This window comes from Alphaproteobacteria bacterium (assembly GCA_030739735.1).
GTDB lineage: Bacteria > Pseudomonadota > Alphaproteobacteria > UBA7887 > UBA7887 > UBA7887.
Genome location: JASLYQ010000004.1, coordinates 91,178 through 112,301 on the forward strand (window position 1 = coordinate 91,178; position 21,124 = coordinate 112,301).

The 21,124-nt window shown below is 60.7% G+C and carries 19 protein-coding genes and 1 pseudogene; 7 read left to right on the forward strand and 13 right to left on the reverse strand.

The features are described 5' to 3' along the window. The first annotated feature begins 25 nt into the window (after positions 1-25). Together QF629_03655 and QF629_03660 are read left to right on the forward strand one after the other, a co-directional pair. Entirely contained in the window at positions 26-1,381 is a 1,356-nt protein-coding gene (locus QF629_03655) for a pitrilysin family protein (GenBank protein ID MDP6012633.1), read from the forward strand. Next, positions 1,381-2,700 (forward strand): pitrilysin family protein, encoded by a 1,320-nt coding sequence (locus QF629_03660; protein MDP6012634.1) that lies wholly within the window; start codon positions 1,381-1,383, stop codon positions 2,698-2,700. Before QF629_03655 ends, QF629_03660 begins: the two co-directional genes overlap by 1 nt. Before the next feature lie 166 nt (positions 2,701-2,866). Here the strand turns inward: QF629_03660 and aroC are convergent, their stop codons facing one another. From aroC to QF629_03685, 5 genes are all read right to left on the reverse strand, one after another. Continuing rightward, positions 2,867-3,952: a chorismate synthase gene (gene aroC, locus QF629_03665; protein MDP6012635.1), complete on the reverse strand. Its 1,086-nt coding sequence runs from the start codon at positions 3,950-3,952 to the stop codon at positions 2,867-2,869. An 8-nt stretch (positions 3,953-3,960) separates the two neighbouring features. Beyond that, positions 3,961-4,797, reverse strand: a complete 837-nt coding sequence (gene fabI / locus QF629_03670) for an enoyl-ACP reductase FabI (GenBank protein MDP6012636.1) — start codon at positions 4,795-4,797, stop codon at positions 3,961-3,963. 104 nt (positions 4,798-4,901) lie between these two features. Beyond that, positions 4,902-5,285, reverse strand: coding sequence for a hypothetical protein (locus QF629_03675; GenBank protein ID MDP6012637.1), 384 nt, complete (start codon positions 5,283-5,285; stop codon positions 4,902-4,904). 65 nt (positions 5,286-5,350) lie between these two features. Then, positions 5,351-6,226, reverse strand: a complete 876-nt coding sequence (locus QF629_03680) for a DnaJ C-terminal domain-containing protein (GenBank protein ID MDP6012638.1) — start codon at positions 6,224-6,226, stop codon at positions 5,351-5,353. Positions 6,227-6,308: 82 nt separating this feature from the next. Then, the gene (locus QF629_03685; GenBank protein ID MDP6012639.1) at positions 6,309-6,836 is read right to left on the reverse strand and encodes an RT0821/Lpp0805 family surface protein; all 528 of its coding nucleotides are present in this window, start codon (positions 6,834-6,836) and stop codon (positions 6,309-6,311) included. A gap of 368 nt (positions 6,837-7,204) precedes the next feature. Between QF629_03685 and QF629_03690 the strand changes: the two genes are divergently transcribed. Beyond that, a complete protein-coding gene (locus QF629_03690; GenBank protein MDP6012640.1) occupies positions 7,205-8,872 on the forward strand; it encodes a thiamine pyrophosphate-binding protein in 1,668 nt (555 codons plus the stop codon). A 47-nt stretch (positions 8,873-8,919) separates the two neighbouring features. On the opposite strand, the gene QF629_03695 is transcribed toward QF629_03690, so the two are convergent. Together QF629_03695 and QF629_03700 are read right to left on the reverse strand one after the other, a co-directional pair. Beyond that, on the reverse strand, positions 8,920-9,525 hold the full coding sequence (locus QF629_03695) for a TlpA disulfide reductase family protein (GenBank protein ID MDP6012641.1): 606 nt from the start codon (positions 9,523-9,525) through the stop codon (positions 8,920-8,922). Positions 9,526-9,538: 13 nt separating this feature from the next. Next, a complete protein-coding gene (locus QF629_03700; GenBank protein ID MDP6012642.1) occupies positions 9,539-10,102 on the reverse strand; it encodes a hypothetical protein in 564 nt (187 codons plus the stop codon). Between the two features lie 396 nt (positions 10,103-10,498). Here QF629_03700 and QF629_03705 point away from each other — a divergent pair. Further along, positions 10,499-10,645: pseudogene (locus QF629_03705) on the forward strand (IS5/IS1182 family transposase). 234 nt (positions 10,646-10,879) lie between these two features. Beyond that, positions 10,880-12,091 carry a multiheme c-type cytochrome gene (locus QF629_03710; GenBank protein ID MDP6012643.1) on the forward strand — a complete coding sequence of 404 codons (1,212 nt, stop codon included), beginning with the start codon at positions 10,880-10,882 and terminating at the stop codon, positions 12,089-12,091. A 145-nt stretch (positions 12,092-12,236) separates the two neighbouring features. Here QF629_03710 and QF629_03715 read toward each other — a convergent pair whose 3' ends face one another. Further along, the gene (locus QF629_03715) at positions 12,237-13,853 is read right to left on the reverse strand and encodes a carboxyl transferase domain-containing protein (protein MDP6012644.1); all 1,617 of its coding nucleotides are present in this window, start codon (positions 13,851-13,853) and stop codon (positions 12,237-12,239) included. 301 nt (positions 13,854-14,154) lie between these two features. Here QF629_03715 and QF629_03720 point away from each other — a divergent pair, with 301 nt between their 5' ends. After that, on the forward strand, positions 14,155-14,610 hold the full coding sequence (locus QF629_03720; protein ID MDP6012645.1) for a VOC family protein: 456 nt from the start codon (positions 14,155-14,157) through the stop codon (positions 14,608-14,610). A 204-nt stretch (positions 14,611-14,814) separates the two neighbouring features. On the opposite strand, the gene QF629_03725 is transcribed toward QF629_03720, so the two are convergent. Both QF629_03725 and QF629_03730 read right to left on the reverse strand, forming a co-directional pair. Further along, the gene (locus QF629_03725) at positions 14,815-15,618 is read right to left on the reverse strand and encodes a DUF169 domain-containing protein (protein ID MDP6012646.1); all 804 of its coding nucleotides are present in this window, start codon (positions 15,616-15,618) and stop codon (positions 14,815-14,817) included. A 328-nt stretch (positions 15,619-15,946) separates the two neighbouring features. Beyond that, positions 15,947-17,956 (reverse strand): dehydrogenase E1 component subunit alpha/beta, encoded by a 2,010-nt coding sequence (locus QF629_03730; protein ID MDP6012647.1) that lies wholly within the window; start codon positions 17,954-17,956, stop codon positions 15,947-15,949. A 324-nt stretch (positions 17,957-18,280) separates the two neighbouring features. On the opposite strand from QF629_03730, the gene QF629_03735 reads away from it, so the two are divergent. Next, entirely contained in the window at positions 18,281-18,433 is a 153-nt protein-coding gene (locus QF629_03735; GenBank protein ID MDP6012648.1) for a hypothetical protein, read from the forward strand. Here the strand turns inward: QF629_03735 and QF629_03740 are convergent. Genes QF629_03740 through QF629_03750 form a run of 3 tightly spaced genes read right to left on the reverse strand, consistent with a single transcriptional unit; the run spans position 18,416 to position 21,122 of the window. Beyond that, a complete protein-coding gene (locus tag QF629_03740) occupies positions 18,416-19,471 on the reverse strand; it encodes an ABC transporter ATP-binding protein (protein MDP6012649.1) in 1,056 nt (351 codons plus the stop codon). The two genes, QF629_03735 and QF629_03740, sit on opposite strands and share 18 nt — an antisense overlap. Continuing rightward, positions 19,468-20,256 (reverse strand): ABC transporter permease, encoded by a 789-nt coding sequence (locus QF629_03745; GenBank protein MDP6012650.1) that lies wholly within the window; start codon positions 20,254-20,256, stop codon positions 19,468-19,470. The genes QF629_03740 and QF629_03745 overlap by 4 nt, the downstream gene beginning before the upstream one ends. Then, on the reverse strand, positions 20,253-21,122 hold the full coding sequence (locus QF629_03750; protein ID MDP6012651.1) for an ABC transporter permease: 870 nt from the start codon (positions 21,120-21,122) through the stop codon (positions 20,253-20,255). The genes QF629_03745 and QF629_03750 overlap by 4 nt, the downstream gene beginning before the upstream one ends. Positions 21,123-21,124 lie beyond the last annotated feature (2 nt).

Consider the following 21,124-nt stretch of genomic DNA (forward strand, 5'->3'; position numbering starts at 1 on the left):
CACGCTGGCAAGGCGCTGAGATCAGATGATGTGGACGCGGCTCGTTGCGGCCTGTCTTGTGTTGGTCTTCGGCCTGACACCGATGGCAGAGGCCGCGCCGGGCAAGACCTTCGGTGCCGAGACCTTCTTCCTCGACAATGGCATGCAGGTGGTGGTGATCGCCAATCATCGCGCACCCGTGGTGCACCATGCGATTTGGTACAAGATCGGCGCTGCTGACGAGCCACCGCGCGTCTCCGGCATTGCGCATATGCTTGAACACATGATGTTCAAAGGCACGCCAAGCGTGCCTGATGGTGACTTCTCACGTGTCGTTGCACGCAACGGTGGCAACGATAATGCCTTCACCAATCACGACTACACCGGCTATTTTCAAAATATTGCCGTCGACCGCCTGGCGGTGGTGATGGAGATGGAGGCCGACCGCATGGTCAACTTGGTCTTCGAGGACACCGACTTCGAGACCGAGCGCAACGTGGTGTTGGAGGAGCGGCGCATGCGCACGGACAATCGCGCCAACGCCCAGTTTGGCGAGCAGATGGCCGCGGCGCAATTCCTTTCCCATCCCTATGGCATGCCGGTCATCGGCTGGGAGCACGAGATCCACGCCTTTACCAGAGAGGACGCGCTGGCTTTCTATCGGCGCCATTACGCACCCGGTAACGCTATTCTGATCGTTGCCGGCGATGTTACGGTCGAGGCATTGCGGCCGTTGGCCGAGTACACCTATGGCCGCGTTCCCGCGCGACCTGTCGCAGAGCGTGTACGTCCCTCGGAACCCCCGCAGCGCGCCGCGAGGCGCTTAGTGATGAAGGATGAGCGGGTGGCGGTGCCAGAATGGATGCGCAGCTATCTTAGCCCCAGCTATCACGATGACCCAGACGGAATTGCCGTAGCACTCGACGTGCTCTCGGAGGTGCTTGGCGGCAGCACTACCAGCCGCCTGTACCAATCGCTGGTGGTGGAGCAGCAGCTCGCCAACAATGCCGGCGCCTATTACCAGGGCACCACGCTTGATCGCTCACGCTTCGGTGTCTATGCGCGCCCCGCACTCGGTGTGACCATGGAAGCTGTCGAGGCGGCATTCGACGCGGAACTCGATCACCTGTTGCAAGATGGTGTCGGCGAGGAGGAGCTAACGCGGGCCAAGTTTGGCATTCGCTCGCTTGCGGTCTACTCGCGCGATAGCCTGTCGTCTTTGGCGCGCATCTTCGGCGTGGCGCTGACCGTGGGGCTTACCGTGGAGCAGGTTGAGAACTGGTCTGACGCGGTGGAAGCGGTAACCTCAGAAGATGTGCTCAAAGCGGCGCGGGCGGTGCTGCGGCCCGAGGCCTCCGTCACGGGCGCATTGCTGCCAAGCGGCGAGAGGCAAGGCTCGTGATGCCACGTATTCTCCTGGCTGCGCTCGCCCTTATGCTCGTGGTGCAGCGTCCCGCCGCCGCGGTGGAGGTCCAGCGCGTGGTTAGCCCTGGTGGCATCGAAGCCTGGCTGGTCGAGGAGCATACTGTACCCATCGTCAGCCTACGCTTCGTTTTTCGTGGCGGCAGCGCGCTCGATCCCGACGGCAAGGAAGGTCTCGCCGAGCTGGCCTCGGGTCTGCTCAACGAGGGTGCCGGCGAGATGGATGCACTCGCCTTCCAGAAGGCCCTTGACGACAGCGCTGTGCGCATGGGCTTTAAGGCCGGCATTGACGAGTTCGGCGGCAGCCTCGCCACCCTTACCGAAACCGGTGACGTTGCCTATCACCTGTTGGCTATGGCTCTAAACGAGCCGCGCTTCGATTTGGATGCGCTCGAGCGGGTGCGCGCACAAGTCGTTGCCGGGCTTGAGCGTGCGGCCAGAGATGGCAACGAGGTGGCGCGACAACAATGGTATGTCACGGCCTTCGCCGGTCATCCCTATGCCCGCCCGCCGGGTGGCACTATTGCCGGTGTCGAGGCCATAACCCGCGACGATTTACTTGCCTTCGTCCGTGATAGATTCGGGCGCGATGCTTTGATAATTGGTGTTGCGGGTGACATCAGCGCGCAAGATTTGGGGCGCATGCTTGACCTCGTTTTCGCGGATTTGCCGGGAGAGGCGCGACCCGGCGATATTCCCGAAACCTCTCCCGGGGCCGGTGGTATGGTACTTGTGGAGCGATTGCCGCAGCCGCAAAGCGCACTGCTGATGGGACAGGTCGGGCTCAAGCGCACCGACCCACGCTACTATACCGCCTATGTCATGAATCACATATTCGGCGGCGGCGGTTTCTCAAGCCGACTGAACATGGAAGTGCGCGAAAAGCGTGGGCTGGCTTACGGAATTTTCAGCTATCTCGTGCCGTTAGATCACGCCGCCTCCTTCATGATTGGCACGGCGACACAGAATGCGCGTGTCTCGGAAACTCTGAGTGTGGTCCGGGACGAAGTGACCCGCCTGCACGATGAGGGAGTCAGCGAGGAAGAACTGGCTGACGCCAAGACCTATCTCACGGGTTCGTTCCCGCTCAGGCTCGATAGTAACGGCGAGATCGCGTCCATACTTGTGGGCATGCAGGTCGCCAAGCTTGGCATCGACTATCTGGACCGCCGTAACGGCCTTATCGAGGCGGTGACCAGAGAGGACATCGCGGCGCTCGCTGCCGAGCTGTTAGACCCCGATGGCTTCGCGGTGGTCGTAGTGGGCGAGCCCGAGGGCATTGACGCCACGTCCAAATAGGGGACTTGAGCGAGAGACAATGTGGGGCTGATACTTGCCACGCGTGCCTATTTGACACCGAATCTAGAAGGCGTGATCGATGTCGCTTTGAGCCGTCGGTTGAACTTTCTCGCCTTTAACCAGGGCTGTAACTGCGTCGCCAGCGGGATACGGCGCGTCTCTATGCTCACGGCACCTGGCCAGTCTGGGCGCGATTTCGCAGCAGGTGGTCTGCGAGCACGCAGGCCATCATAGCTTCGCCGACGGGCACGGCGCGGATACCAACGCAAGGGTCGTGGCGGCCCTTGGTGAGTATGTCAATCTCATTGCCGGACACATCAATGCTACGACGGGGAATTGTGATAGAGCTCGTCGGCTTAACCGCAAAGCGCACTACCACATCCTGGCCGCTGGAGATACCGCCGAGCACGCCGCCGGCATTATTGGAGAGAAATTTTGGGGCATGTGCGCCCTGGCCAGCGCGTATTTCGTCGGCACTGTCGACGCCGTTCTGCACTGCCGCGGCGAAGCCTTTACCGATCTCGACGCCCTTTACTGCGTTGATGCTCATCATCGCCTTGGCAAGGTCGGCATCGAGCTTGTCGTAGACCGGTTCACCGAGGCCAGCGGGTACGCCTTCGGCGACTACCTCTATCACCGCGCCAGTGGAGTTTCCGTCTTTGCGCAAGGCGTTGAGTGTACCCTCCCAAACCGTTGCCATCTTGGCGTCGGGACACCAGAACGGATTGCGTTCTATCTCGTCCCAGTCCCAGCGATCACGATGGATGGCTTCACCACCCATCTCGATGAGTGCACCGCGGATACGGATACGCTCGCCTAGCACCTTGCGGGCAACAGCGCCGGCGGCGACACGCATGGCGGTCTCGCGGGCACTGGCCCGGCCGCCGCCGCGATAGTCGCGGATACCGTATTTGCGCCAGTAGGTGAAATCCGCATGGGCTGGGCGGAACTGCTCGGCGGTGTTGCCGTAATCTCGGCTACGCTGGTCCACGTTCTCGATAACGAGCGCCAATGGCGTGCCCGTGGTCTGGCCTTCGAAGACACCGGAGACGATGCGTATTTTATCCGGCTCGCGGCGCTGGCTGGTGTGGCGCGACTGGCCCGGGCGGCGGCGGTCCAGATAGTACTGGATGTTTGCCTCCGAGAGCGGCAATCGCGGCGGCACGCCATCGATGACGCAGCCAATGGCAAAACCGTGGCTTTCGCCCCAGGTGGTGAAGCGGAAGCTTTTACCGAAACTATTGCCTGGCATAACTGTTGTTAGACGATCGAGATGTCGGGCGCATCCACGGCCTTCATGCCGACCACATGATAGCCGGAATCGACATGCAACACCTCGCCGGTGACGCCTGAACCAAGATCGCTGAGCAGAAACAGCGCGGCGCCGCCGACATCGTCGATGGTGACATTGCGCTTGAGTGGGGCATTGTACTCATTCCACTTGAGAATATAACGGAAGTCGCCGATGCCGCTAGCGGCGAGTGTCTTGATGGGGCCGGCCGAGATCGCATTGACGCGGATGCCGCGGCCACCGAGGTCGACCGCGAGATAGCGCACGCTGGCTTCCAGCGCAGCCTTGGCTACGCCCATGACGTTGTAGTGCGGCACCACCCGCTCGGCCCCGGCATAGGTAAGCGTGATCAGGCTGCCGCCTTCGTTCAGCAGTGCGCTGGCGCGCCGGCAGATGGCGGTGAACGAATAGCAGGAGATATCTAAGGTATTGAGGAAGTTCTCCCGTGAGGTATCGAGATACTGCCCCTTGAGCTCTTCCTTGTCGGAATAGGCGATGGCGTGGATCACGAAGTCGAGACCACCCCACTGGTCGGCAACCGCGGCGAAGGTGGTTTCGACGCTGCTCTCATCCGTCACGTCGCAGGGTAAGACCAGTGACGAGCCGACCGATTCGGCCAGCGGTTGCACCCGCTTCTCCAAGGTTTCGCCCTGATAGGTAAAGGCGAGTTCCGCCCCATGGGCATTGGCCGCGCGGGCAATTCCCCAAGCCAGTGAGCGGTCGTTGGCCACGCCCATCACTAGGCCCTTACGGGCAGCGAGTAGGCCGGTTCGAGTTTCCGCGATATGCGGTGTCGGGACGGTCATGGTTGGTCCGACCAGATGTTGTTGCTGAATCTCACTGGGTCCCCAATGGCGCATACGCAGCCTACAACATGGTACGGCAGCAGAAAACCCACACGGTGCAGCGCCTAAGGCGTGCGTCCGAACCAGTCGGTGAAGGAGAAGCCGAGTTCACCGCTGGCCGCCGGCGGTGCCGCGAGTGCGGGGTCTGATGCCCGCGGCGGCTCGATGGTGGTTGCCACGGGCTCGACCTCGGCCACAGCCAACGACTCGCCTCCGATAGTCAGTACCGGCGGGGCCAGACGAGGATCGGCGAGCGGCTCGACGCCGAGACGGTAGTCACCGGGATCACCCGCCTCGTAAGCGCTCTCTACGCGCGCCGTCGGTGTCGCTTCGACTGCAGCGGCCGAGGTCGAAACCGTATTGGTCTCCTTGTTCTGCTGCGCTGCGGCCGACGGTGTGCACAGCAACGTCGTGATCATGCTTGTGGCCAAAAGCCGCCTGGCGGCCATCGTAGTCTCCCTATCCATTATGAGGCACGGTAGCGGGGACGGCGCAACTGGGCAATGGTTCGTGCTCAGCGCACCGTATAGGAGTGGTTGCGCGACCACGCTTCGACCAGCTTGGTAAGCTCCGTGTCGGGCTCGCGCGGTAGCATTATCTTGAGGCGTACGAGTTGGTCCCCACGCTTGCCGCCACTGACGGAAATACCCTTGCCGCGCAGGCGCAGCGTGTCGCCGGTATTGGCGCTGGCCGGGACGTGCATGGCGACCGTACCGTCGAGGGTGGGCACGTCAATCTTGGCGCCGAGTACAGCCTCGCCGAGCGTGATTCCAAGATCCATACGCACGTGCTCGCCGTCGCGGGTAAATTTTGGGTGCGGCTCAATCTCCACCTGAATCAAGACATCACCAGCGCTGGTCTGGCCCTTCTGGCCCTGGCCTTTCAGACGAATCGTCTGGCCGTCGGTCATGCCTTCGGGAATAGCAACATCGAAGGAGCGACCACCCGCCATGGTCAAACGCTGCTTGCCGCCGCGGGCCGCTTCGGCGAAGCTGATATGGATGCTATATTTCTCATCGGCACCTTTGCCGCCGCGTCGTCCGGGCCGGAATCCGCCGGCGCCGCCGAACAGATCGCCGAGGATATCCTCGACGTTAAAGCCGCCGGCAAAGCCCTCGAACCCGCCGCCGGCACCACCGCCCCGCTGGTATTGGTATTGTTGCTGCTCCTGGCCGGACGCATTGATCTCGCCGCGGTCGTAGCGTTTGCGCATGGCCGGGTCGGAGAGGATGGCATAGGCTGCCGAGACCTGTTTGAAGCGTTCCTCGATGGCGCTGTCGTCAGGATGGCGGTCGGGGTGAAGCTGCTTCGCCCGGCGCCGATAGGCCGCCTTGATATCTTCCTGGGATGCGCCGTGCTCTACCCCGAGAACTTGATAAAGCTCGCTCATGGCGCAGGTCCTGAAGCATGCAAAAGCCTCCCCGGCTATACGTGCCGGGGAGGCTTGTCGCGTGTGGCGCTAACGCGACCGCTCAATTGCTGGCGATCTGCCAGACCCCGTCCGGCTGACGGCAGGCGGTGCCATACGCAGACTCGGTCTGTCCGCCGACCGTGATGGTCTGCTGGAACTCGCGGCAGTACTGGCCGTTGTTGGCCTGGTAGGTTTTGACCGGCGTGTAGCTGCCCTGATTGCCAGAATCTGGATTGACCCAGCTATTGGTCTGGCCGACCGGCGCGGTCTCCATCGTCTGCTGGTGGCTCTGAGCAGCATAGGCCTGGTCCGCCTTGTCCAATGAGCGGCCGATCTCGCTGCCGAGCAGGCCGCCGAGCAGCACACCGGCGCCGACGGCTACTAGCTGGCCAGTACCGCTACCGATTTGCGAACCGAGCAGGCCGCCAGCTGCCGCACCCAAGAGGGTGCCCCCAACTTCTTTGTCGCCTTTGCCCTGCACGCAAGCGCCGAGCGAAACAATCGTACCCGCAACGACCAAAACCTTAAAGGCCTTGGCGAACTTGCTCGAAGTGGTGACGATACGCATGGTATTCTCCTCTCTACGCATGGTATTTTCCTCTCTACGTTCTGGTACCGCCCCGTGCGGTGCCGTGTTGTCTTGACCAACCAGAAGCTATGCTGAACGGCGTGATGCAGGAGTGACGACTGTCACAAAGTAGTCTTATTAGGGCGCTAAGACGTCGATTTTCGCGACAGCCACGGCCATGATGGCGGCATCCATATCGACTCTCCCGGCGGTAGCTTCAAGCTTGGCGAAGATGGCAGTATCGCTCAACTCGCCCTAGCCACTGAGCGCCGAGCAGGCTCGCACAAAGCGCGCGGCATAAATGCCCTCGGAGCCTGATCCCGAGCTGACATTTATGGTGCTCAGACCCATACCTGACAAACGGGCGGCCACCCTGTAAAATTGGCAAAATGACCAATCGCTATGAAGGCGGCGACCTTCTGGTCGAAGCGCTCAAGCATCTCGGAGTCCGGCAGATCTTCTCTGTCTCCGGTGGGGTCATCAACTCGATCTACTCCGCTGCGGCCACCCACGGCATGTGCCTTGTGCACACCCGCCACGAGGCAGCTGCGGCGTTCATGGCCGAAGCGGTCGGGCGCCAAACCGGCGTGCCGGGCGTTGCGGCGGTGACCGTGGGCGCCGGGGTCACCAATACCGTGACACCGGCCTTTGTGGCCAAACGCGCCGGGACGCCCTTGCTGATCATCGGCGGACAAGTGCCAACGCCGGTCTTCGACCGCGGTGCCGTTCTAGCCGCCGATCACCTGCCGATCATGGCATCGGTGACCAAGTGGTCGGCGCGGGTTCACTCGACCGAGCGCATACCCGAATACGTCGAGGCGGCTTGGCGCCACATCTGGGCTGGCCGGCCCGGTCCGGTATTCCTCGAAATTCCGGTCGACGTGCTTGCAGCCGAGGCCGAGCGCGGCCCGCGACCGGATCACCGAATACCACGGCCGGGTTTGGACGCCTCCACCAGCGCGGCTCTCGCGCAAGCTCTTTCCAAAGCGGTGCAGCCTCTACTGATCGTGGGCGACGATACCCATTGGGATCCGCCGGCCGGGCTACAAGAAGTCATCGAACACCTGCACCTGCCATTCGTGACCGCGCGCCTGGGGCGCGGCGCGGTTGACGAGCGTCATCCTTTGTGGGTCGGCCCGGGCTACACGCCGGCCAACCGGACGCTCAGGACAGCGCTCGCCGAGGCCGACCTTGTGATCTTGCTTGGACATCACTTCGAGGCCGAGCTCGGCTACGGTGAAAGCGTCGCGCAAGATGCCAAGGTCGTGCAGTGCTCTTTCGATCCCGCCTCGATTGGCCGCAATCGGCGCGCCACGCTCAACATCGTCGCGACACCCTCGGCGACGGTTGCGTTCATGAAAGGGCTAGCGCCTGGTCCTGTCGACCGAAGCTGGGTCGACACCACCGTCGCTTCCTGGCGGGATGAGCGCGAAGCTCAAGCGGGTGACGATGCAACCGTTCCACCAATCCATCCCGTGGTGGCGGTCGACGCGGTATTGGCGGCACTGCCGGAGGACAGCCTTATTGTCACCTCACACGGAAACGTTGACTTCTGGGCTGATGTCCGCATCCGGGTCAGAGCAGCCCGGCGTTACCTGCGCGCCGGCCAGGCGGGCGCTCTCGGTGCCGAGATTCCCTACGCCATCGGTGCTAAGTTTGCGGAACCAGAGCGCCCGGTTGTGGTCTTCGTGGGCGACGGTGGGATCGGCTACCATGTGGCGGAACTGGATACGGCGGCGCGCTACGACCGTCCGGTCGTGGTCGTGGTCCTCGACGACGAAAAGTGGACGGCGGTCGCCTTGCCGCAACGCGAAGCCTACGGCGCGGAGTACGAGATGGATCTGCCAGCGCGCGATTGGCCCAGCCTCGCGATAGCCCTCGGCGGCACTGGTGCGCGGGCGGAGACGGTGGAAGAGATCGGCGCGGCAGTTGGCGCCGCTCTGACCGCCGGCAAGCCGGCGATCATACAGGTCCCAGTCCGCTCCGTCCTGAGTCCGTTCATGGACTACGTTTCGAAATCGATAGCTGAGAAGACGCCCGCAAGGGGCTCACATTGATGGCAACTTGGAAGAGACGCAGCATTGCGTTGACGGCCAGGGCGTGATCATGGATTTTCTACTGATCGATGGTGTGCTAACAGTCGCACAATGCGTTCCACTGACTTCGGGGATGACCAGGCATAGGCGCCGACCAGACGACCTACCTCCACACCGTTCGGATCTATCAACACACTAGTTGGCAACAAAGTTTGCCCCAACGCGCGGCCAAGTTCCTGTTCATGATCAATGTAGATTTTCAGCGCACCGATGTTGCGTGCGGCGTAAAAATCCGCAATTGCCTGGGCCGATCCGGACTCCTGTGAAATTGCCAGAACCGCCAGACGATCAACTCCTATCATCGATTGTAGGCGGTCCAATTCCGGCATTTCGACAATGCAGGCGGCACACCAGGTCGCCCACAAGTTGACAAGGACCACGCGGCCACGAAACTCAGAAATTCGGCGCTGCGCGCCGGCAGAATCGTAGAATAGTGTATCCGGTGCCACCACCGGTGGGGTGGTGACGATGAATGAACCCCATCCACTACTAGAAAGTTTTTCCGCTTCGCCTACCTGTGGCGCCACCAATATCAGAAAGGAACAAATAATGGCCAAGCGAAGCAAGCGGCCTGGTTCGAAGGTCGCTTGCCGTGCCCCGTCAGATGGTTTCAAGGTTCGCACTTTCTCACCGATATTCCTCAGGCAAGAAATACAGGTGGTCCTGTTTGTCACCGACGGCGCCGTGGCAATCGGCGCAGAACTGCATCTTGGCTGAACCAGGACCGTCCGTCGTACCAAAGATTGAGCCGTCGGGCATGATCATGGTGTAGCGCCAGTCTCCGGTGGCTAGATTAAAACCAGTAACCATTTTCTCCATTATAAATAATGGCCCAGACTGCAAGTCAGAACCGGTCCCGGCGGAGCATGGATTAGTGGCACACGGATTAGCTACGCATGGATTTTCCGTCGCGCACGGGTTCGTCGGCACCACCCTAAAACTGTCCTTGGCCAGCACGGAGCCTTGCGGCATGACACCTGCCTCCTCGAATCCGGCATAGGCGGAGGCCGCAGTGTTGGCATAATTGTTTACGTAGCGCCTGCCATGGGTCTCAGATATATAGGGAGCCATGTTATATCGCTGCCAATTGAAGTAAACTGCGGCGACGGGATCGCCGGATTTGACGTAGCCGGCATGCAACTGCTTGGCGATGCGATCGTAGGTGTCGGCCGCCGCGGTGTTGGAGAGCACGACTGCAGGTTGCGCCGCACACGGGTTGGCAGCCCCACACGGATTTGCCGTACACGGGTTCGCCGCCCCACACGGATTTGCCGCACACGGATTTGCCGCACACGGGTTCGTAGCCAAGGCGGGAGACTCTTCAAAGCTAGCGGTTCCGAGAACGATTGCCGCGAAGACCATACATGCGGCAATTCGTCTTGCAGGCGATATCTTGTTCGACTCCATTTGTACTTGCCCTCCCTAGGGTTTTTGAGCGCTTTGACTGTGAAAGCAGAGCCATTGAAGTTTTGTGGCACGTGACCCGCATTTCACCCGTCATCACAGTATCCCACTGTCCGTTTGAGATGTGATTCGCACTTGGTCTACGGTGTGATTCAAGTTGGCTATATGGATGCTAGCAACGCTCCGCTGCGCTAGATGCTAGAGCGGAACTTCGGCTGAATGAGGCGATGGTGGCGGCCCCTGCGCTATTACGAGCAACGACGCGATGTTTCCGAGGCTATGATCCATGTTGCCATGGGAAGCCTTCTCCTTTGTAGGGCCGACCATTGATCCCCTTTTCAAACAGACTTTTACTCTGTGCTCAAGTTTCTTAGTAGTCATCCCATTTCGCAAAGATGTGAGTTTTCCATATGCTAATTAGAAATGTGAGAAAATTTCTAAACTACACGGCTGAGATTCTTGTTACTTTGACCTTTGTTTCTTATGATTATTATAATTTTAATTTATCCGTATTTTCCTTATGAACCATGATGCGAACGGTCCGTGTACGGGAAGGAAATCGTGATGCGGCGTCGGCGATGGCCGTCTTCTGCACTCGCGGCAGTGATGCTCGTCCTCACATTACTAGGCCTAGCCGGCCAAGCGCAAAATGCTCGAGGCGAGGATACGCCGGTCGCCAGCCTTCCTTCTGGATATTGGGATCGCCCGCTTGCCAAGCAGGGCGAGGCGCCGCAGGCGTGGATTGAGATCGAGCGCTCCCTTGCGCCGGGGGCCTGCGGTGAATGCCATATGCGCCAAGCTGACGAGTGGCGCACCTCGCTTCATGCTAAGGCATTTTCCCCCGGGCTGGTTGGCCAACTCCTCACCTTCGATGCCGCAGGTACGGCAAGATGCATGGACTGCCACGCGCCACTAGCTGAGCAGAAACAGGCCTTCGAGCAGGCCAGAGCCAAGGGCGTTGGCCACCTGACGGACGCCCAAGGACTGGCCGCCTCCGGCAACAGTTGCGCCGGCTGCCATGTGCGCCGACACCAGCGGTTTGGGCCGCCACAACGGGACACGGGGTTAACGGGACCGTCGAATGATGAAATGCCACACGGCGGTGTGACACGAACCACTGATTTCGAAGAATCGTCTTTCTGTAGCACTTGCCATCAGTTCCCATTGTCCATGGCCGTCAACGGCAAACCGCTGGAAAATACTTTCGTCGAATGGCAGGCAAGCCCGCAAGCGGCCGCAGGCCAGACCTGCCAGACTTGCCACATGCCTAGCCGCCGTCACGAGTGGCGCGGCATTCACGATCCGGAAATGGTGCGTGACGGTTTGACGGCAACCTTTGCCGCGGAGGTTGAAGCGGCGCGCTTTTCCATCGCCAATACCGGTGTCGGCCATGCCTTTCCCAGCTACGTGACGCCGAAGGTGATTTTGCAGGGCGTCGCGCTAGATGCGGCGGGACAGCCGGTTGGCAACACGGCAGCATCGTACGTCATTCAGAGAGTGGTGGCGTATTCGGGTGGGCGGTGGATCGAGAGTTCTGACACCCGGTTGCTGCCCAATCAATCCGCGACCCTCTCCGTCCCGTGGAAGGGATACGACCGTGTGCGCTTCTGGCTGGAGGTCCATCCCGACGACTACTACGACCGGCGCATCTATGATTCTCTACTCGCCAGTTTCGATCAGGCCGGTCCGGCCACGACACTGATCGCCGAAGCAGATGCGTTAGCCGCCAAAAGCTCATTTCGGTTGTTTGAGATGGAGTTGACGCATCCGAGATAAGGCAGATAACGCTGATCGATCTATTTCTGTAGGTCGTGGAGAACGCTGGATGAATGCCTGGAATCTCGTGAATACCACAAAATTAGCCTACTTTACAGGTAAGCAACTGCCCTGGGGGCAACTCATGTTCTCGTCGCCTGCGCGCCTACATCCTCGCCACGCCGAAGCTGCTGGGTCTCAGCGTCCTGACATCAGCCTCGGCGCAGGTAGCCAACAAGAACCCCAGTAGCCGGCGGCTGTCGCGGGGGTCGATGATGCCGTCGTCCCAGACGTGAGCGGTAGCGTATAGCGCGGTAGATTCGCGGTCGAACTGGGCGACGATGGCCTGCTCTCGCTTTGCCAAGGTCTTTGAATCCAGCGCCTTACCCTCGCGCCGCGCGCGGTCTTCGGCGATGATGGTCATGACGCCCGCAGCCTGTTCGCCACCCATTACGGCGATGCGGCTGTTGGGCCAGGCGAAGAGAAAGCGCGGGTCGTAGGAGCGACCGCACATACCGTAATTGCCGGCTCCGAACGAGGCGCCAATGATCAGCGTGAGCTGCGGCACAGTGGCGTTAGCCACCGCCTGGATCATCTTCGAGCCGTGCTTGACGATACCGCGCGCCTCGGCCTCGGCACCAACCATGTAGCCGGTAGTGTTCTGCAGATAGACGATTGGCGTAGCCGATTGGCAGCACAACTGGATGAACTGCGCCGCCTTGGTGGCGCCGTCAGTATCGATGGGTCCGTTATTGGCAATCAGGCCGACCCCATGGCCTTCGATCGCAGCGTGACCGCAAAGTGTGACAGCGCCGTAGTCGGGCTTGAAGTCCAGAAAATTGGAGCTATCAACCAGCCGCGCGATGACCTCGCGTGCGTCATAGGGCTGCCGGTAGTCGGTCGGCACCAGGCCGAGTAACTCTTCCGCGTCGTATAGCGGCGCGGGAGCCACTGCGCGCGGCACTAACGGCTCCCAGCGCCGGGCCAGCATGGCGAGGATGTCACGGCCTATGCGGATGCCGTCAGCGTCGTCCTCGGCCAGATATTCGCCGGTGCCACTGACCGCCGCATGCATCTCCGCCCCGCCCAGCGTCTCGTCGTCGGCGACCTCACCCGTCGCTGCCTTGAGCAGCGGCGGACCAGCAAGAAAGATCTTTGAGTGCCCACGCACCAGCACCACGTAATCGGAAAGCCCTGGCAAATAGGCACCACCCGCAGTCGACGAGCCGTGCACTACGGTGACCTGGGGAATGCCCGCCGCCGATAGCCGCGCCTGGTTGGCGAAGGTGCGCCCACCACGCACGAAAAGGCGCGACTGGTAGAGCAGGTCGGCACCGGCACTCTCGGCAAGGGTTACCAGCGGCAACTTGTTGCGGATCGCTATCTCCTGAGCCCGCAGCGCCTTGTCTAGGCCGTATGGCGTCATGGCGCCACCCTTGATGGCGCTATCGTGGGCAATGACGAGGACGCGCAGGTCCGACACGAAGCCGATGCCGATGACCAACCCGCCACCGGCCGCAGTGGCGTCGCCGTCGTCGTCGTCGAGACCGAGCCCGGCCAGCGACGAGAGCTCGACGAAAGGCCGGCCGCGATCGAGCAGCATGGAGACACGGTCGCGCGGCATCATCTTGCCTCGCTTTTCGAAACGAACCCGGCCGCGCTCAGAATACGCCCGCACCTTTGCTTCCGCCGAGCGAAACTCAGTGATCAGTGCCAGCATGCGCTCGCGGTTTGCGACGTAGTCTTCCGCCTTGGTATCAATATGGCTTTGCAGAATGCCCATCTCACGCCTCCGGATCCCGAGGGGCGCCATAATAGCGGCAGATTGGTCCGGGTGGGACTCGCACCTAAATGGCAATTGACGCTCGGCCTCGTGCATACGCGCTACATGCAATTTAAAACTCGGCTGACTTGTCACGAGAGATAGTGAACGCTGCGGCCATAGGGGCTGATTAGGGTACGTCTCTCACGCCGCAAATATAGCTCAGCATGGCTCGCAACTCCGAGGGAGTAAAGATGTCGATCCCTGGGGAATATCACCTTAAAATACATTATCGACACCATCGCAGATATGGGAGGACAGCATGGCCAGCTTCGCGATTCTCGCGACCAACCACACCAGTTTTACGGTTTCGGACCTCGATCGGTCGGTGGCGTTTTTCACCGAGGCACTCGGCTTTAGTCTGGTCCATCGCGGCGGCCGTGACCCGGCATTAATCGAGAAGGTAGTCGGTGTGCCAGGCGCCGATATCGAGGCCGCCTACATTCAGGGCCCCGGTCACCGGCTCGAGCTGATCCAGTACAAGGGCCCGGCGGACCGCAAGCGGGTCGAGAGCCGCCCCTGCGATACGGGCTTCGCCCATGTTGCCTATGACGTGGATGACATCGATGCCGCGCTTGCCGCCGCCGCACCCTTCGGCTTCAAGCCCCTGAACCAGCCCCAGGACCTCCACCACGGCCCCAATGCTGGTGGCCGCGTCGTCTATACACGCGATGATGACGGGGTGACGGTGGAATATATTCAACCGTCGAAACGCTAGTACCGTGTCCAGTTAGAGCATCCCGTTCCTGAACCGTTAATCCTGGCCGGGAGACGCAGGGATGAAGTTGTAGCCAATGCGCCAGCGCGTGGCGCAGACACACTTTAACGGGCTTGCGGCCGGAGGGTCAGGGGTCAGCCGTTGACGATCAGGTGCTCGCCGGAGCGCGGCCGTTGCTGAACCTCGACGACGAAACGTGGGTGTCTAACCCCTCCCCGAGGCATAGCTGCGAGCCAAACCGACGCCCGGGTCCATATGAGCGCCGTATGGCGGGATGGGATAGCGCAGGCCGTTCTTGGCGATGCCCTCCAGGCCCTCGATGCCGCGACCGAATTCGTCGGGCGGCATAGCGAGCAGCATCTCGTCATCGGCGACGCCGCCGTAGCGGCGCTCGGCATAGCAAGGAATCGAGATAGAGGTTTCGCCCGTCGCCAGCGCCCTGCCCCAGGCATCGGAACAGGCGCTTTCGCCAGTAATCGACATGTCGTAGCGCTTGTAACGCTTCCACTGCAGGCCGTTAACGAACAGGATTGTCTGGGCCGGGTTGGCGTAGAACAGAACGATGTCCGGCGGATTGAGACGGGCACCGCGAAGCGGGGACGCGCAGACACCGTGATAACGCCCGGGCTCAACGCGCGTCATGCCATCCTGATGACCACGCGCCGCCTCGCGGTTCTCGAACCACACGCCGTCCATCTGTTCACCAGACAAGTAGCTCTCGCTCGGAGCATTCAAACCGAAGACGCCACCACAATTGCTATCGGGGCGAACATTGTCGTGCACGATACCCAACGTGAAGCCGGCAATGCGAGCCTGGGTGACAAGCTGACAGCCGGTAAAGTTATAGCCTTCGGTTGGCGTGCGGATGCCGCGCACCTGCATCATCTCGTCGATGTTTTCAAACAGCTTGATACCGATTGGCAAAGTGCGAATAGCGAGCAGACCGTTCAGCTTTTCGGCCAAAATTTTGAGAGTCTCGGCCGAGATGTCATGGGCAGTATCGGACATGTGACTTAGGGCTCCGTGTGGGATTCCAACTGGTTAATACGCTTGGTTACTTGATTTATCTGGCGCCGCAAGAGGTGAATTTTCTTGTTCAGGCGACGAGACCAAAGGTCTTGACGACATCGCACTCGCTGTCCTCGCCGGGCTGACTTTTGACCCGAAGCTCGTCTTTCGCATTGGCATCTGCAAACTACGCCACGGCCGCGGACGCAATGAGTAGACTTACCACAAGCACGGCGCAGATCTCTTCGGTTTCCCTCATGATTGCCTATCTATCTATTGAGCCATTCCCCATGGCTCACGAGAGGGCAATCGGCATTGTACGCCAACATCACGGAAGTAGGGTCCGCAGTTCCTCGATGATGCGATCCTGCGACGGTATCACCGCGCGCTCGAGTTCATCGTTATAGGGCATGGGTGTGTCCAGCGCGCCGATACGGGCGATAGGCGCATCAAGATCATCGAAACCTTTTTCTGCCACCATGGCCGCCACCTCGGCGCCGAAGCCGCCCGAGCGCCAGGCCTCATGTACGATGAGCAGGCGGTTGGTTTTGGCGACCGAGGCGAGGATGGTCTCCTCGTCGAGGGGCTTGAGAGTGCGCGGATCGACAATCTCAATCTCGATGCCTTCACGGGCCAGCATCTCCGCCGCCGCAAGGGCGCGCGGCACCATCGAACTGGTGGCTACAACAGTAGCGTCAGTGCCTTTGCGCTTGATATCGGCCTTGCCGAGCGGAATGGCGTAGGGCTGCTCGGGCACGGGGCCGGAGGCGCCCAGATAGAGCAGCTTGGATTCGAGAAAGATCACCGGATTATCGTCGCGGATCGCCGACATCAGTAGACCCTTGGCGTCATAGGGCGTCGACGGCGCCACCACGACCAGACCTGGCACATGGGTAAACCAGGCCTCCAGGCTCTGGCTGTGCTGCGCAGCAAGCCGGATACCACCTCCTTGGGGGCCACGCACCACTAGTGGCACAGTGGGCTTGCCCCCAAGCATGAAGCGAAACTTGGCGGCCTGGTTGACCAGCATGTCCATGGTCAGGGCAACGAAATCGAAGATCTGGATCTCGACGATGGGACGCATACCAGCGATGGCGGCGCCGACGCCGCAGCCGACGAAGCTCGCCTCCGAGATCGGCGTATCGCGCACGCGGTCGGCACCGAAACGCTCGTACAGCCCCTTGCTGACAGTGAAAATACCGCCGGTCTCGCCCACATCCTCGCCCATCAGAAAGACACTTTCGTCGCGCTCCATCTCTTGTGTCAGCGCCTCGTTCAAGGCCTCGGGAAAGGACAACTCGCGGCTACCCTCTGGCCCCGGCTCGACGACATTGGCGTGGGGCGCGTAGACCGCTGCCTGCATGACCTCGACGACTGGCTCGGGACCGGCCTTGCCGTAGCTCTCAGCACCGGCCAGCTCTTCGGCAAGGGTGTCGTTGATCTCCTTCATGCGCTTCTTAGTGATCACACTGTTCGACGTGATGGCGTCCTCGAGACGCGCCAGGGGATCGCGATTGGTCGTCCAATCCTCGCGCTCGGCCTCGGGGCGCGGGTCACGAATATTGACGCGCATGGAATGTTGGCCCCAGCGATAGGTCATCGCCTCGATCAGCGTCGGACCCTCCCCGGCACGGGCACGCTCGATCGCCTCGGCTGCGACCAGATGCACCTCGGCGACATCGTTACCGTCTATCGTGACCCCGGGGATACTGTAGCCTGCGGCACGCGTAGCCACCTGCTCCACCGACGTGGTGTTGCGATAGGATGTGCTCAGCGCGTATTGATTGTTCTCGCAAATAAAGATGACCGGCAGCTTCCACACCGAGGCGAGATTTAGGGATTCGTGGAAAGTGCCCTGATTGTTGGCACCGTCGCCGAAAAAAGCGATGGAAACCTGGCCTTTTCCTCGCAGCTTGGCAGCAAGGCCAGCTCCCACCGCAAGCGGCATGGAGGCGCCGACGATACCGTTCGCGCCGAGGATGCCAAGATCGAGGTCCGCAATGTGCATGGAGCCGCCAAGGCCGCGGCAATAGCCGGTATCGCGGCCCATCAGCTCGGCCATCATGCGGTCGAGGTTGGCGCCCTTTGCGATACAATGGCCGTGGCCGCGATGGTTGCTGGCCAGATAGTCGTCGTCGCGCAACGCCGCGCAGACACCGGCTGCCACCGCTTCCTCGCCGACATAGCTGTGCGCAGTGCCCTTGACCACGCCCTCGTCGAACAGTTCCTGCGCACGCTGGTCGAAAGTGCGGATACGGCGCATGGTAGTGTAAAGCGTTTCAACCAGCTTGCGCGGAAGCTGCTTATTGCCAAGATCAATCGGTTGCATCGTCGTCATGGCGCAGTTCTAATCCTCCCGGGTCTCGCGTTATGGCAGACGCTTGAATTTCAGGACATCTTTGCTATTAAACAGACGTGCATCATCGGATCAGCCAAGATAGGTTGCCACAGCACCGCCATCGTTATGAATAGTCACCTCGTCCTTGCCGGCAAAGCTCTAGCGTACGGCTCCGGCCTTCTCCGCCACGACCATGGCATCGTCGATGCCCTCCGTGTCGGAGCCCAGAGGAAGCTTACGACAGTTGCTGCGCAGGTACCAGTAACTGCAAACTAGACAGAAGAGCTGATCAAGAAGAGGCTTGCCATAGCATTCCTCTCAGTCTTGACGTTCAGCGCGGCGCCGGTTTCTGCCGAAGACATCCTTGCCCCCTCGGACGACTATGTGGTCATCGCCATTCGCGGCGACGGCGCCTATACCTTCGCTAATGTGGAGATCACCGAAAACTTTCAGGACGGCTTAGGTTTCCTCGACTAACAGCCGCATGTCGGCAGCGTCCCAGCAAAGCCAAACAGTCTCGCCGATGGCGGGAGCTGTCGCCGCCGTCATCACCACGGGCCCAGCTGCGGTATTGAGCGTGACCCGGGTGTGATCTCCGCGGTAATTGGTTTCGCGGACCTGGCCCTGCAATCGGGGGCCAGAGGCCGGCGCCGCATCAGCGAGAAGCAGCTTTTCCGGCCGCAGCACCAAGGTTATCCTACCAGAGGCGTCGCCCGCATGCGGTACGGCAAGACACCCGAGCCCAGCGACCTCGATCATGACGGCATCGCCCTCGCGCCCAACGATTTGCCCTTCAAACATATTAGTGGTGCCGAGAAAGGCCGCGACGAAGCGACTTGCCGGCCTCTCGTAAAGCTCGCGCGGTGGGGCGACCTGGCATATGCGTCCGTGATCCATGACCGCCACACGGTCGGCCATCGACAAAGCTTCGTCCTGGTCGTGGGTAACCAGCACAAAGGCGATACCAAGCGTCTTTTGGAGACGCACCAACTCCTGCCCCATCTCGTCGCGCAGCTTTGCGTCAAGCGCTGACAGGGGCTCGTCCAGCAACAGCACTTTTGGCCGCTTGACCAGGGCGCGAGCCAAGGCGACGCGCTGGCGCTGCCCGCCCGACAGCGTGTCTGGGCGGCGGTATTCCAGGCCGCCAAGGCGCACCAGCGACAGGGCCTCAGCGACCCGTGCCGCAACCTCGTTTCGCGCCATGCCGAGGACGCGCAAGCCATATGAGACGTTATCGGCGACGCTCATATATGGAAACAGCGCATAGCTTTGAAAAACCATGTTGATGGGCCGCTCATTGACAGCAACGCCCACCATTTCTGCACCCCCAACGAGAATGCTGCCGGAATCCGGCTCTTCCAGCCCAGCGATTAGCCGTAGCAACGTGGTCTTGCCGCAAGCTGATGGCCCGAGCAGCGCGAACAGCTCTCCTTCTGCCACCGTCAAGTTGACATCAACAGCAGCTCTGGTATTGCCAAAGCGCTTCGAGACATGACGCACCGTTAGCGAACTCATCGACGCCACCGGGTTTGTATTGCCACAGCACCGAGGACCAACATTACCGTCAGGGCCATCAATACCGTTGAGGCGGCATTAATCTCTGGCGTGACGCTGAATCGCGCCATGGAGTAGATCTTGAGCGGCAAGGTCGTCGCACCCGGACCAGATGTAAAGAAGGTGATGACAAAATCGTCCAGAGATAGGGTTGCAACCAGCAGCGCCGAAGCAACGATGCCCACCATCAAGTGCGGCAGGGTGACATGGCGAAAGCTCTGCCAGCGGCTGGCGCCTAGGTCGTGGGCGGCCTCCTCGAGCGCCGGGTCGAAGCTCGCCATACGAGCGCGGATGACCACGGCGACGAAGGGGATAGAAAAGGCTATGTGACTTAGGATCACCGTCGTCAGGCCAAGCGGCAGACGGATAGCGGCAAAAAAAACCATTAGAGCGACGCCAAAACAAACCTCTGGCACGACAATAGGTAGATGAACCCAACTCTCGAAGACACCTTTCCCGCGAAATCGATAGCGCTGCAATGACAGACCTAGCATAGTACCGATAACGGTCGCCACGACGGTTGTCCAACCCGCAATCAGAAGACTGTTAGAAAGAGCCTGATGCAGGGATTCGTTAGCCAGAGCCTTTTCGTAATAAGCAAGGGTAAACCCACGCCAAGTAACATTACGCTTGCTGTCGTTGAAGCTGAAGACGATTAGCGACAAGATTGGGAAATAAAGGAAAATGAAACCGGCGACCAGCATCAGCCTCACCCAGCCGCGGCGGCCATAGTCGACGGCGCTCATGCGCGGCCTCCACCGAGGCTGGCACGCAGCCAGAGCGCGGCAAAGGCAGCGTAGACCAACAGAAACGACAGCGCCGCACCGAATGGCCAGTCCCGGGCACCGCCGAACTCGCGTGCGATGAGGTTACCGATCATCATGCTATCGGTGCCACCGAGAAGATCTGGCGTGAGGAAGCTGCCGAGGGCAAGCACGAAAACCAGCAAGCAACCGGTTACCAGTCCCGGCATGACCAGTGGCAACAGCACCGAGCGCAACGTTCGCCACTGGTTGGCACCCAGATCTAGGCTTGCCTCGAGAAGCTGCCAGTCAAGCCGCGCCATAGCGGCGTAAAGCGGCAAGACCAAGAATGGCAGATGTACATGCACCAGCCCGATCATCACCGCGGTCTGGTTATAGAGCAAGGGTAGCGGCTCGAATGCCTCGGGCGCCCCACCGAGCAAACCGTGCAACCACTCCAACACGCCGTTAATATGGCCACGATCGCGCAGCACCGCCACCCAGGCATAGGTCCGCACCAGCAGATTGGTCCAGAACGGCAGCATCACCAGGACCAGGAGCGGCGTGCGCCAGCGCGGCGCGGCGAAGGCGATGCCGAGAGCCATTGGGAAACCGAGCACCAGACAAATCAGCATCACCACGACGGCGATCATCAGAGATTTCCAAATCACGCCGAGATGGATCCATTCGAGCGCTCGGATATAATTAGCGAGCGAAACGGTAAACTCTGTCTGGCCATGCGGGCCACGCTCGCCAAAGCTATAGACCCAGACCAGCGTCAAGGGCAGAGTAAAAAAGAGAAGTAGCCAGACGCTCGCCGGCAAAGTCAGAATCGTGAACCCCGCCTTGTCTCGCCGCCAGCTCTCCATCG